Origin of the sequence: Pseudomonas alkylphenolica (assembly GCF_016009175.1) — a bacterium.
GTDB classification, from domain to species: Bacteria; Pseudomonadota; Gammaproteobacteria; order Pseudomonadales; family Pseudomonadaceae; genus Aquipseudomonas; species Aquipseudomonas alkylphenolica_B.
The window spans coordinates 1-12,854 of record NZ_JADUCM010000057.1 but is presented as its reverse complement, the minus strand read 5'-3'; the positions used below and the strand labels follow the sequence as shown (position 1 = coordinate 12,854).

Annotated in this window: 12 protein-coding genes and 1 pseudogene; 4 read left to right on the top strand and 9 right to left on the bottom strand. The window is 61.9% G+C overall.

Annotated elements, in window-relative coordinates; translation table 11 throughout:
- Positions 1-91 precede the first annotated feature (91 nt).
- Complete coding sequence (locus I5S59_RS25930; protein ID WP_197879117.1) at positions 92-970, bottom strand: Dyp-type peroxidase; 879 nt, start codon at positions 968-970, stop codon at positions 92-94.
- A 120-nt stretch (positions 971-1,090) separates the two neighbouring features.
- Positions 1,091-2,113: pseudogene (locus tag I5S59_RS25925) on the bottom strand (AraC family transcriptional regulator).
- Between the two features lie 185 nt (positions 2,114-2,298).
- Between I5S59_RS25925 and I5S59_RS25920 the strand changes: the two are divergent.
- Together I5S59_RS25920 and I5S59_RS25915 are read left to right on the top strand one after the other, a co-directional pair.
- Positions 2,299-3,075, top strand: coding sequence for a class II aldolase/adducin family protein (locus tag I5S59_RS25920; protein ID WP_197879116.1), 777 nt, complete (start codon positions 2,299-2,301; stop codon positions 3,073-3,075).
- Positions 3,076-3,122: 47 nt separating this feature from the next.
- Positions 3,123-4,013: a bile acid:sodium symporter family protein gene (locus tag I5S59_RS25915; protein WP_197879115.1), complete on the top strand. Its 891-nt coding sequence runs from the start codon at positions 3,123-3,125 to the stop codon at positions 4,011-4,013.
- A 21-nt stretch (positions 4,014-4,034) separates the two neighbouring features.
- On the opposite strand, the gene I5S59_RS25910 is transcribed toward I5S59_RS25915, so the two are convergent.
- The 3 genes from I5S59_RS25910 to I5S59_RS25900 all read right to left on the bottom strand — a co-directional run bounded on the left by I5S59_RS25910 (position 4,035) and on the right by I5S59_RS25900 (position 6,303).
- Positions 4,035-4,847, bottom strand: a complete 813-nt coding sequence (locus tag I5S59_RS25910; RefSeq protein ID WP_197879114.1) for an AraC family transcriptional regulator — start codon at positions 4,845-4,847, stop codon at positions 4,035-4,037.
- Positions 4,848-5,765, bottom strand: coding sequence for a pyridoxal-phosphate dependent enzyme (locus I5S59_RS25905; RefSeq protein WP_197879113.1), 918 nt, complete (start codon positions 5,763-5,765; stop codon positions 4,848-4,850).
- Between the two features lie 70 nt (positions 5,766-5,835).
- On the bottom strand, positions 5,836-6,303 hold the full coding sequence (locus tag I5S59_RS25900; RefSeq protein ID WP_197879112.1) for a sterol desaturase family protein: 468 nt from the start codon (positions 6,301-6,303) through the stop codon (positions 5,836-5,838).
- A 421-nt stretch (positions 6,304-6,724) separates the two neighbouring features.
- Here I5S59_RS25900 and I5S59_RS25895 point away from each other — a divergent pair, with 421 nt between their 5' ends.
- Positions 6,725-7,432, top strand: a complete 708-nt coding sequence (locus tag I5S59_RS25895) for an MgtC/SapB family protein (RefSeq protein ID WP_197879111.1) — start codon at positions 6,725-6,727, stop codon at positions 7,430-7,432.
- Here the strand turns inward: I5S59_RS25895 and I5S59_RS25890 are convergent.
- The gene (locus tag I5S59_RS25890; RefSeq protein ID WP_197879110.1) at positions 7,429-7,644 is read right to left on the bottom strand and encodes a hypothetical protein; all 216 of its coding nucleotides are present in this window, start codon (positions 7,642-7,644) and stop codon (positions 7,429-7,431) included. The two genes, I5S59_RS25895 and I5S59_RS25890, sit on opposite strands and share 4 nt — an antisense overlap.
- 192 nt (positions 7,645-7,836) lie before the next feature.
- On the opposite strand from I5S59_RS25890, the gene I5S59_RS25885 reads away from it, so the two are divergent.
- Positions 7,837-8,748, top strand: coding sequence for a LysR family transcriptional regulator (locus tag I5S59_RS25885; protein ID WP_197879109.1), 912 nt, complete (start codon positions 7,837-7,839; stop codon positions 8,746-8,748).
- Here the strand turns inward: I5S59_RS25885 and I5S59_RS25880 are convergent.
- The 3 genes from I5S59_RS25880 to I5S59_RS25870 are packed head-to-tail and all read right to left on the bottom strand — an operon-like array spanning position 8,729 to position 12,665.
- Entirely contained in the window at positions 8,729-9,793 is a 1,065-nt protein-coding gene (locus tag I5S59_RS25880) for an ABC transporter substrate-binding protein (protein ID WP_197879108.1), read from the bottom strand. The two genes, I5S59_RS25885 and I5S59_RS25880, sit on opposite strands and share 20 nt — an antisense overlap.
- 53 nt (positions 9,794-9,846) lie before the next feature.
- Positions 9,847-11,229 (bottom strand): aspartate aminotransferase family protein, encoded by a 1,383-nt coding sequence (locus I5S59_RS25875; RefSeq protein WP_197879107.1) that lies wholly within the window; start codon positions 11,227-11,229, stop codon positions 9,847-9,849.
- Between the two features lie 11 nt (positions 11,230-11,240).
- Complete coding sequence (locus I5S59_RS25870) at positions 11,241-12,665, bottom strand: APC family permease (RefSeq protein ID WP_197879106.1); 1,425 nt, start codon at positions 12,663-12,665, stop codon at positions 11,241-11,243.
- Between the last annotated feature and the right edge of the window lie 189 nt (positions 12,666-12,854).

Here is a 12,854-nt window from a genome sequence, read left to right as displayed (position 1 = left end):
TCGGCAGCGTCAGATTTGAATACGAGACAGAAGCCGGCTCCTACAACCGCCTCCTGTAGGAGCCGGCTTGCTGGCGATCAGGCGCGAACTTTCAACCGAGCAAAGCGCTCAGATCGAGCACTTCGCCGCTGAGCGGCGGGCACCAGTAGTAACCGCCAGTCAGCGGCGTACTGAAGCGGTACAAGGCATCGACCACGCCGTCTTCCAGCCCGCTCATGCGCCGCAGCTGTGCTTCGAAGGCGTCGAAGGAATGACCAAAGGCCAGGAACGCCAGGCCCGCGCCACGTGTATCGGCCCAGGGCATGGAACGGCGAACGATAAAGGCCTCGGGCTCAAAGCTTTCCTGCGCCGTGCGCTTGACGTGTGCCGACTCCGGCGCGTCGTCAAGCTCTTCGTTGTCCGCCTTGCGCCGACCGATGATGTTGTCCTGTTCGGCCTGTGGCAGGGCCTTGAAGCAGTCCAGGTCATGGCGCCACAGCTGGAACGCGGCAAAGCTCGAGCCGCTGATACCGGGGGCATCACCTGCAACGATAGCCGCTTCGACGGCCGCGTCTTCAACCGGGTTTTCCGTGCCGTCTTCATAGCCGGTCAGGTCAAAGCCGGTTTTATGGCGAAAGGCGTCGGTGGCTTCGGCCAGGTTGAAGGCCGGTGCCAGCAGCTTTTCAAGGTCCTGGCTGAGCAGCCACAGGTCGCCACGGTCTTCACCGCGCAGCCACAACCACAGGTCGTGTTGCGTGCACGGGTTGGCGACTTCGGCGTCCAGTTGCGGGAACGCACGCAAACCTTCGATGCTGCGATCCAGCGCGGCTACCAGGGGCGCCCCGAAACCGGCAACCACCCGTTTGCCGTCGACCTGCTGTTGCAGCGCAGACAGTACGTCCGGCAATGCGCCTGGCGATTGCAGGGTAAAAAACAGGTGACGGCCTTGAGCGGGTACGGGGGCGGCGAGAATGCCAGGCTGGAACTGCATCGAATGTCATGTCCTTGAGTAAACACCGAATCCTACTGCCTGCAGCCAGGTGCCACAAGGGCGGCAGCTTGACGCAGCAGGCGCTGGGCGGCATCGCAAATCATTGAATAATAATCACTATTACGCAGCGCTTCCCGCTACACCGAGTGAAGCACGGTGCTCGTTCGGTGTGCTACCGAACCAGCGACGAAACGCACGGAAGAAGGTACTCGGTGTAGAAAAGCCCAGTAAATAAGATATCTCTTGAAGGCTCAGGCCGGATTGGGCCAGGTATTGTTCGGCCAGGGTGCGGCGAGTGTCGTCGAGCAACGCATGGAAGGTACTGCCCTCCTCCTGCAGCCGGCGCTGCAAGGTACGTTCGGACATCAGCAAGGCCTGGGCCAGGGATTCGCGACGGGGTTCGCCCTGGGGCAACAAGCGGCTGAGCAACTGGCGGACCTGATGGCTGAGCTGCCCCTCGTTAAAACGTTCCAGGTAGTCATCGGCAAAACGCTGGTGCACGGCCGCCAGCGCCGCGTTGGCGGTCGGCAGTTCGGCGTCAAGGTCCGCACGTTCGAAACACATGGCGTAGCGGTCGGCGCCAAACTCCAGGGGGGCCTGGAACAGCTCCTGGTACGGTCGACAGTCCTGCGGTGGTGTGCCGCGCAGGCGCACCCGACGCGGCGTCAGCGGGCGATTGCCCAGCCAGCGGCAGAATGCCAGGAAATACGCCAGTGAGCCCTCGGCGCTTTCCCGGCTGGAAGGCAGGCGGTCACCATGAATCTTCAGGGTCAGTTCCTATTCGTCGGCACTGGCGTTCAGCGCCAGGTCTGCCGCTTCACCGATGATGCGCTGATAACGCACCAGTTGCTCGATGCCTTCGATCAGCGTGCGGCTGGACATCAGCGCATAACCCACCACATGAAACGCCGAAGGCCGAACAACCCGCGCCAAGCCAAGCCCAAGCCCGGAATTGCCGGTAACCCGGGCGGCGGCTTGCCACAGGCGCGTCATACCGTCCTGGGGGAAGCGTGCTTCGGCGTCGCTCAGGGCCTGGTAGTTCATGCCCAGTTGCTTGAACAACTGACGGCAATCCACTCCCTGCTGTTCCAGGGACTGGACGATGGTGCTGGCCCAATGGGACGAGGTGGTGCGTTCGGTCATCGAGGGACTCTTGTTCGGCAAGTGCGCTGCAGTTCTACACCAGCACCTGAGCACAGACAACCGTACGCGCCAGCGTGTAACGTGCAGGTGACCCGCAAGGCTAGCAGTCTGGCTGCCAAGGCAAGTTCACCACCGTGCCGGACTGGCTAGACTCGGGCCATTCTCATAACAACAAGGAAGCGCGCATGAACAGCCTGAATTCCCCCCGTGGCGTGCAGCAGCAGGTGTCTGACCTCGAATGGCAGACCCGCGTCGACCTCGCCGCCTGCTACCGCCTGATTGCCCTGCACGGCTGGGATGACCTGGTGTTTACCCATATTTCGGCCAAGGTACCGGGCACCGAGGACTTCCTCATCAACCCTTATGGGCTGATGTTTCACGAAATCACCGCCTCCAGCCTGGTGAAAGTCGACCTGGCCGGTACCAAGCAGATGGACAGCCCCTTCGAGATCAACCCGGCGGGCTACACCATCCACAGCGCAGTGCATGAGGTGCGTCACGACGTCAATTGCGTGTTGCATACCCACACAGCCGCCGGCGTTGCCCTGTCGACGCAGCAAGCCGGCGTGTTGCCGTTGTCGCAACAATCGATGTTTGTGCTGGCCAGCCTCAGCTACCACGACTATGAAGGTGTGGCTCTGCACGCTGAAGAAAAGGCGCGGCTGCAGGCGGACCTGGGCGACAGCCATTACATGGTGCTGCGCAACCACGGTCTGATGACCTGTGCGTCGAGCATTGCCGATGCCTTCCTGATGATGTTCATCTTTCAACGCACCTGCGAAATCCAGTTGATGGCGCAAAGCAGCGGCGCGGCACTGACCGCGATCCCGCCGAGCATCCTATCCGGCGCCCAGGCCATGCTGGCCGGGGTAATGCGCAGCAGCACCGGCATTGGCGGCGCACTGCCCTGGCCTGCATTACTTCGCAAACTTGATGAGCACATGCCCGGCTACGCGGCCTGAGATCCTCGCCTACACTGGCGCACATCCCTTTTCAGCGAGCCTATGACATGACTGCATCGCCTCTGCTCAGTGCTTTTTTGCCCATTGCCCTCGGGTTCATCATGCTCGGGCTGGGGTTGACCCTGACCCTGGCCGACTTTGCCCGGGTGGTGAAATTCCCCAAGCCTGTGCTCATCGGCCTCGCCTGCCAGATCCTGCTGCTGCCCTTTATCTGCTTTCTGATCGCCAAGGGCTTTGGTCTGGCGCCAGCGTTGGCAGTGGGGTTGATGCTGCTCGCCGCATCGCCGGGCGGCACTACGGCCAACCTGTTCAGCCACCTGGCCCATGGTGATGTGGCGTTGAATGTGACCCTCACCGCGGTCAACTCGCTGATCGCGATTCTGACCATGCCGCTGCTGGTGAACCTGTCACTGGCGCACTTCATGACGGCTGATCAGGCCATCCCGTTGCAGTTCACCAAAGTCCTGCAGGTGTTTGCCATTGTTCTGGTGCCGGTGGCCATCGGCATGCTGATCCGCCGCCTGGCACCGGGGTTTGCCGCACGCATGGAACGGCCGATGAAGATCATTGCCGCGCTGTTTCTGGTGTTTACCATTGTCCTGGCCATGGTCAAAGACTGGCAGACCGTCGTTGACTATGCCCCGGTGGTGGGCGGCGCGGCCTTGCTGTTCAACCTGCTGAGCCTGGGCATCGGCTACTGGCTGCCGCGTTTGCTGAAGATCCCCAAGCGCCAGGCGATTGCCATCGGCATGGAGATCGGCATCCACAACGGCACACTGGCCATCGCCCTGGCCTTGGCCCCGACGCTGCTGAACAACTCGACCATGGCCATACCGGCGGCGATTTACAGTTTGATCATGTTCTTCACTGCGGCAGGGTTTGGCTGGTGGGTGAGTCGTGAGCCTGCTACGGCGGCTGAGGTGGCGCGTCAGGAGTAATGTCGATCGCCGACACGCCGCCTACCGCTCTGGAGGCGGCTTTTTACTCTGCAAACCACGCGGCGGCGCACCATAAGTCCGGCGAAACAACCGACTGAAATGCGCCTGATCATAGAACCCCAGATCCAGGGCAATCGCACTCAACGGCTGCCCTGCCAATACGCGGGGCAAGGCACGCTCCAAACGTAATTGAGTCAGCCATTGCTGCGGTGGCAAGCCGCAGTGATTACGAAAGCGTCGCAGTATCTGCCACGGGCTCAAGTCAACAAACGCAGCCATTTCTTCCAGGCTAGGCGGCTGATCCAGCCGTGATTCGAGCCAGTCACGCAACTGCCGCCAACGCTGGGGATCGAAGCCGTTACTGTGCTCGTTGACGCTGAGGGTGGAACCCAGCCCGAGCAGCAGCGCCATGGTTTCCCACAGGTGACTTTCAAACGCCAAAGGGTCGTGCTGCTGGTGCAAACCATTGAGCAGCTGTTGCAGCTCTGGATGGCGCAGTTGCGCAGCGTTGAGGGTTGGCAAGCCTTGTCGACCGTCGCTCAAGTCACGACTGACTTCAGCCAGCCAAGCCGGGTCGAGGGTCAGAATTCGAATGCCATAGCCCTGCTCGCTAGCACTGGCACCGTCGTGAACGTGCTCGGGCGCCATCAGCAGGATGTCTCCTGCCCCGGCCAACTGGTGCTGCCCGCCCGCGGCATAGCGTTGCTGACCGGCAACGATCAGGCCGATGTGGTATTCCAGATGAAAATGCCGGGGAAAGGAAAACTTCTGGTAGCGGGCATCGATCAGGCGTACGCCTGGATGCCCGGGAGCCTGATGGATAACGCTGTCCAACTAGCAGGCCGCCCGCCATTGGCGGATCTGGTCGATGGTCGCTGTAACGCCTCCACAGACGATCACCAACACCTTTTGATAATGCTTGAGCTCATCGGTTGGCGCGTAAGCCAGCGCCAATGCCGCACCACAGGCCGGCTCGACGAGAATGCGCTGGTCCGAAAGAAACTGTTCGCACGCCGCCAGTGCCGCCTGATCGCTGACGACGTGGCTGTACACGGGGCGTTGCTGGGTCCATTCGAACGCACGCTGACACACCTGCTTGGCCGCCAGTGAGGTGGCTACGGTGTTGACGCTGTCCAGCGCGACCAGTTGCTTCTGTGCCATGGCGGCAGCCAGCGAGGCGGCACCTGCGGTTTCAACCGCGAATACCGGTACCTGTCCCCAACCATTGCGGGCCAGGCCCTCGCAAACGCCGGAAAGCAGACCGCCACCGCCTACTGCGACCACCACGGCATCTGGTTTGAGGCCGCTGGCGGCGACTTCATCGATCATGCTCGCGTGGCCCTGCCAGAGCAGCGGGTCATCAAAGGGATGGATATAGGCATCGTCGTCACCCAGTAGCGACAGCGCCAGAGCGTTGGCTTCGTGCCAGGCCTTGCCGTGGACAATGACCTCGGCCTGTTCCTGGCGGATCAGCTGCTTGGCGCGTTCAGTGGTGGTTTCCGGCACGACAACTGTGACTGCCAGACCCAGGCAGCGACCGGCGTAGGCCACGGCGATTCCGGCGTTGCCGCCCGACGACGACACGAAGCGGCGTTTGCCCTGTTTGGCATAGGCTTCACAGGCAGCACCAATACCGCGCAACTTGAACGAGCCGGAAGGCTGCAGGGCGTCGAGTTTCAGCCAGATGTCCAGGCCACTGGCCAGGCTCAGCGGGCGGGATGCCAGCAACGGGGTTTCGATATGCAGGCTCATGCGCTAACTCCATGTAGAGAACTGCTCCAGCCTACGCCTAATGCGTTCAGCGATCTTGTACGAAATTGCGCTACTGGCTCCTGCGCCGTTCGCGCAGTTGACGCTTCAGTGTGCGCATCGGCGGCGCATACAGAAAACCGAAAGACACACTGTTATCCCGCCCCTTTGACGCATGGTGCAGCAGATGCGCTTTGTACAAGCGCTTGAGATATCGGTTACGCGGCCGCGGTTTGAAGGGCCAGTGCCGGTGCACGATGCCGTCATGGATGAGCACGTACAGCACGCCAAACGCCGCAACACCGGCGCCCACCCACTGCAGGGGCGCATGCCCGGCACGGCCCAGCGCCACCAGGGCAAACGCAATCAACGCCAGGGCAGCCAGGTAGATATCGTTGGTCTCCAGCGCGCCCAGATGGGGTTCGTGGTGCGAACGGTGCAGAAACCAGCCCCAGCCATGCATGATGTAGCGGTGCGCCAGGTAGCCGATACCCTCCATGGCGGTCAGGGTGCAGAGAAATACGGCAAGGTTGAGCATCATGAGGAAATCTGTCGGCAAAAGAATACGCGCGGCCGCAAGCCTATCATTTTGATCCTGCATGCTGGAGGCATTTCGTCATGCAATCTAGGCTTGACGCTTCGGGCACGGCACGTTAGTTTTTCGCCCGCATTTTTGCATGCCTATACAGGAATCCTGAATTGGACAGTAGTTCTGGTCGATTGCGACAGACCCCTACGGCGCGCTAGTTCAGCAGACTTTCCCCTCTGCCACTGCTACGCCGTACATGGCGGACAGTGGCGCCTCGCATCCGTGCGGATGACGACGCTTCATTCTCCTTTCCTGCCTGCCCGTCACACGCGTTCGTGTGCCTGGACTGTGGGGCTGCGCGATCCATTAATACACCCCGGTATCGAACCCGTTCGGTGCCCTGGCGGCGTGTGCCGCGAGTTTGAGGTTTGTCATGGATTGGAAAGTATTTCTCCTGCGCGTTGCTGTCGCGCTTGTACTCGGTGCGCTGATCGGCGCTGAACGTCAACTGCGCCAGCGCCTGACCGGCCTGCGCACCAATGCGCTGGTAAGCACCGGCGCCTGCCTGTTTGTGTTGATGACCCAGGCGGTGCCCGGCATGGCCGCGACCGATGCCTCGCGTATCGCGGCTTACGTGGTGTCGGGCATCGGCTTTCTTGGCGGCGGGGTGATCATGCGCGATGGCCTGAACGTGCGTGGTCTCAACACCGCTGCGACCCTCTGGTGCACCGCCGCCATTGGCGTGCTGTGCAGCATGGGCCTGCTGCTCGAGGCAGCGCTGGGCAGCTGCGTGGTGCTGTGCGCCAACATTCTGCTGCGCGACATCGCCCAATGTCTTAATCATCAGGACGTACTGCCCGCCACAGAGGCCGAGCAGCGCTTTGAGGTGCGCATCACCTGCCGCGCCGAAGACGAGATCCAGGTGCGCAGCCTGATGCTGCACAGCTTCGGCAGTGGCGGCTTGCGCCTGCAGTCGCTGCACAGTGAAGACCTCGCCAATCCGGCCAAGCTGGAAGTGCGCGCCGAACTGCTCGGCAGCCCCGAGGCGCCGACGCAACTGGAGCGCCTGGTCAGCCGGGTCAGCCTGGAAAAAGGCGTCAGCTCGGTGCGCTGGCAGGTGCAGGAGCTGACAGCCGATTAACGGCGTTCGTCCGATAGCGGCGTGGGTTGATCAGGCTCCGGTAAGCGCGTGTCTTCATCCGGGGCATCGGGCAGGCGCTCGATGTCCTGGGGATGTTCGCGTCGTTGCGGTTCGCCGTGCACATTCGGGTCGGTGACCGGGTCGTGCTCACGCTGCGGGTCGTTTAGCGGGTCCTTCCAGAGGGGTTTGTCGTCAGGATGGGGCAGGCTCATGACTGGTACCTCGCATAAGCAGCGGCAGAAAAATCCACGCTGTAGAGTTTCGAGCTTCCCTTCAATCTGTAGTGCTACCGGGGCGATCAACGGCTGACCAGCGAAAATATGCTCACTGGCCAGCAAAATCCGCTGCTGCGCCGGTTCAGGGACGGGGTACCCTGTAGGGAAATAATCAGCCAGAGGTGCACTGTGGCGTCCTATACCTTGCGTCAGTTGAAGTATTTCGTCACCACCGTGGAGTGCGGCAGCGTCGCCGAAGCGTCGCGCAAGCTGTACATCGCGCAACCGTCGATTTCAACGGCAATCAAAGGCCTGGAAGACAGCTTCGGCGTGCAGTTGTTTATCCGTCATCACGCCCAGGGCGTGTCGCTCACCCCCGGTGGTGCGCGTTTCTATCGCAAGGCGCAAGAACTGTTGCGCATGGCCCGGGAGTTCGAGCAGAACGCCCTGGCTGATAATGACGTAGTGTGCGGGCAAATTGACATCGGCTGTTTCGAGACCGTCGCCCCGCTCTACCTGCCGCGCCTGATCAAGGGCTTTCGCGAGCGCTTTCCCGGCGTGGAGATCCGCCTGCAGGACGGCGAACAGCAAGAGCTGGTGCAAGGCCTGACCGGCGGGCGCTTCGACCTGGCAATTTTCTACGACCATGACCTGGACAGCACCATCGAGACCGAAGCACTGATGGCGCCGCAACGGCCCTATGCGCTGTTGCCGGCCGGGCATCGCTTTGCCGAGCAGGCGCAGGTGTCGTTACGCGACCTGGCGCTGGAGCCGATGATCCTGCTGGATGTGCAGCCCAGCCGGACCTATTTCGTGAGTATTTTCGAAGAGCTGGGCTTGAGCCCGAACATTGTCTTCAGCTCGCCGTCGATCGAGATGGTGCGGGGCATGGTCGGCCAGGGCTTCGGTTTTGCCGTGCTGGTTACCCGACCGCAGACCACCAGTACCTATGATGGCCAGGAACTGGTGTGTGTGGCGCTGGCCGAAGATGTGACCGGTTCGGGTCTGGTGGCTGGCTGGTTGAAACGTGCGCAGCTGACCAAGCCTGCGCAGTTGTTTGTCGATTATTGCAAAGAGCAGTTCACGGCCTGGCTGGCCTGAGTTTTGGGGAACACTGTTCGCGGGTGAACCGCTGCTCCAGTTCCTCACCGTGATCCACCCAGAATGCCGCATCCACTGCCTGCGCTTGAGCAAGGTTGGCCTGCGCTGTAGGCAATTGCTGCTGAACCGCATCAGGCAACAACTTCAGCGCATCACGGTGCACCGGCCCATAGGGAATCTCTTCAGAGAACACCTTCTGCGCCTGCGGCTGGCTGGCAAAAGCAATGAAGTCTTCGGCCAGGGCCTTGTTCGGGGTGCCCTTTACCACCGCCCAGTACTCCGGGTCGTACAGGCTTTGCGGCCAGACGATACCCAGTTTCATGCCTTCCTTCTGCGCCGAAGCAATGCGCCCGTTATAGGCCGCGCTCATTACCACGTCACCGGCGATCAACCACTGCGCTGGTTGCGCCCCCGCTTCCCACCACTGGATGTTGCCCTTGATCTGGTCGAGCTTGGCAAACGCCCGGCTCACGCCTTCAGGTGTCGCCAGCACCTGATAGAGTTGCTCGGGCTTGACGCCATCGGCGAGCAAAGCGATCTCCAGGGTGTATTTGGCGCCCTTGCGCAACCCACGTTTGCCGGGGTACTCGCTGACATTCCAGAAGTCCGCCCAGGAAGTCGGCGCCTTGGCCAGTTTGTCATGGTCGTAGGCCATGACCATCGACCAGACGTACGTCGCGACCCCGCACTCGCTCAGGGTACCCGGCACAAACTGCGCCGCATCACCAAAACGTGCCGGGTCCAGGCGCTCGAACAGGCCTTCGTCACAACCGCGCAGCAACTCCGGGCTTTCGACTTCAACCACATCCCAACTGGTATGGCCAACATCGACCATGGCTTTGATCTTCGACAACTCACCGTTGTATTCACCGGCAACGACGCGTCCTGCACCGCTGGCGTTGAAAGGCTGGAAATAGGCCTTGTCCTGGGCCTGTTTGGTAGCACCGCCAAACGAGATCACCGTGAGGTTCTGTGGCGCGGCCTGAACAGCACCGCACAGCAACGCCAGGGCAAAGGGAACACTGCAACGCAAGGATCTGGACATGGATCTGTTCCTCAAGAGAGCCGGCTCGCCCATACGAGCCGGCGTACAGGGGCTTACAGCAGACCGTATTCGCGCGCAGTGCGGTCTACGGCGATACGGGTCTTGTCGACCAGTTCATCGATATCGGCTTTGCCGGCCACCAGGGCGGGCGCCATGATCATCCGGCCCAGGGTCGAGCGGATGATCAGGCCTTCTTCGAAGCCGATGGTGCGGCAACGCCAGGCCATGTCGTTCTCGTTGGCAAAGCGTTTGCGGCTGGCCTTGTCTGCGGCAAACTGCAGCGCCGCCACCAGGCCGGTACCCTGGATTTCGCCAATCAGCGGGTGATTGCCGAACACCTCACGCAGGCAGTTCTGCAGGTACGGGCCGGTGTCCTGTTTGACCTGGGTGACAATGCCCTCGTCGCGCAGGGCCTTGAGGTTGGCAATTGCCACCGCCGCTGCCACCGGGTGCCCGGAATAGGTCAGGCCGTGGGCGAACACCCCGCCCTGCTCCACCAGCACCTGCGCCATGCGCTTGGACAGGATCAGCCCGCCCATGGGGATGTAGCCGCTGGTCAGGCCCTTGGCGATCGACAGGGTGTCGGGCTCGAAACCAAAGTGCTGGTGGGCAAACCACTCACCGGTACGGCCAAAGCCGCCAATCACTTCATCGGCGCACAGCAGTACGTCGTACTTGCGGCAGATGCGCTGAATTTCCGGCCAGTAGCTTTCTGGCGGGAAGATCATGCCGCCTGCGCCCTGGAACGGTTCGGCAACGAAGGCGGCAACGTTCTCGGCGCCCAGTTCGAGAATTTTCTCTTCCAGCTGGCGCGCCGCGCGCAGACCGAACTCGGCCGGTGTCAGGTCGCCTTCATGGGCGAACCAGTACGGCTCGTCGATGTGCGCGACATCGGGAATCACCCCGCCCATGTCGTGCATGAACTTCATCCCGCCCAGCGCGGTGGCGCCCAGGGTCGAGCCGTGGTAGCCGTTCCAGCGGCCGATCATGATTTTCTTTTGCGGTTTGCCGAGGATCTGCCAGTAACGGCGCACGGTACGGATCAGCACCTCGTTGGCCTCGGAGCCTGAGTTGGTGTAGATCGCGTGGCTGTAGTGGCTCGGCAGCAGGCTGAACAGCAGCTCCGAGAGTTCCACCACTGCCGGGTGGGTGGTGTGGAAGAACATGTTGTAGTACGGCAGCTGCTCCAGCTGCCGACTGGCGGCGGCGGCCAGGTCTTTGCGCCCGTATCCGAGGTTGGTGCACCACAGGCCCGACATGCCGTCGAGGTAGCGCTTGCCGTCGTTGTCCCACAGTGCCAGGCCTTCACCACGGACAATCACGCGTGGGCCTTCCTCGTTCAGGGCTTTCTGGTCGAGAAACGCATGGATGTGGTGCGCCGCATCCAGGGCCTGGTAATCGCCGGTGCTGCGGTCGGTGTTCACTTGAGCGGTCATTGCGAGTCTCCTTATTGGTTTTTATCGTTGCCAGCCACCCGCGCGGTTTGCAGCGGCTCGGGCTTGAACAGGGGTTTGCGCATCACGCACTTGATCCACAGCACGGCAATGACCGAAACGATCAGCAGTACCAGACCGGCGTAAGCAAAAATCGAAAAGGTCATTTCCGGGCTGGGCGACACGTGCCAGATGGCAAAGAGCATGCCGGCGATGCCGAAAATCTGTGGCAGCGGGTAGAACGGCGTGCGGAACGGCCGGTGAACTTGCGGGTAGCGTCGACGCAGGGCAATCACGTTGACGTGGGTAATGATGTAGGCCAGCAGCCAGGCCAGTGCGGCGGCCAGCAGCAGCTGGTTGATCGCGTCAGGATGGTCGTGCATCAGCAGCAACGGCAGGCCGGTGATCGCCGCGACGAACAGCACGGCCACCCACGGTGCACCGGTGCGTTTGCCCTGGCGCTTGAGGATGCCAAAGGCCTGGCCGTTGCAGGCCATGCCGAAGAGCATGCGCGGGATCGCCGCCAGCGAACTGTTAAGGGTGCTGCACGTAGCGGTGATGGCGGCGGTGACCAGAAACACCTTGCCCGCTTCCCCGAATACCGTGGTGGCGAACAGGTAGTGAGGCAGGCCATTGCTGGCCAGTTCCGCCTGCGGCACGGTGAGCAATGCGCCGAGTGCATACAGGGCGATGATCACGAAGATGATGGTCAGGCCGAGCATCATCGAGCCGGGGATGTTGCGCTCCGGACGACGGGTTTCTTCCACCAGCGGGCACACGAACTCTGCACCGACAAAGCCCCACACCGCCATCGCCGTCAGGGCGATCACGCCCAGCCCCATGGGGTTCCAGCCCGCGCTTTCAAACAGACCAGGGTTGGGCGAGACGATATCGCTGTTCATCGCGCTCAGGCCCATCACCAGCAGCACCACCACCATGACCACAGCCAGTACCGTCTGCAACCGGGCGAAGATGTCGATGTTGAACAGGTTGAGCACGGTAAACAGCGCCAGTACGCCCAGGGCCACGGTCAACGGCGGCATCGAGTGCGGGTAGACCTTGTCGATAATGAACTCCATCAACAGCAACTCTGCCGACAACGCGAACATTGCCACCACCACGTAACCGGAAAAGGTCGCGAGGATGGCCGGGAACTGGCCGATGGCAACTTCCGTGTAGCTGCTCAGGCTCCCGGCGCGCGGGATCATCAAAGCCAGCTCGGAAAACGAGCAGGCGTAGCTCAGGGCCAACAGCCAGGCCAGCGCCAGGGGCACGATGAAACCGGCCCCGGCGATACCGACGCCTTGCAACATCAGCACCATTACGCCTTGCGATACGACCAGGCCGATGGCCACGGCGAGCAAGGCGCTCAGGCCCAGTTTCTTGCTACTCACAGGCGGCGCCAGGGCGCCTGTGGACACGCTTGCATTGCTGTTCATCGGTTGCTCCGTCTTGTTGTAGTTTTAAGAACAGATCGGGGTTGCTACTACTGGGGCTGCCATGCAGCCCATCGCAGGCTTCGCCAGCTCCCACAAAGGTCAGTGCATGCAGATCCGGGGGGGGCTGGCGCAGCCGGCGCTGGGGCCCTCCGCCGCGCCGGTGGCGGCCGGGGGGTGTCCGGTGCGGGG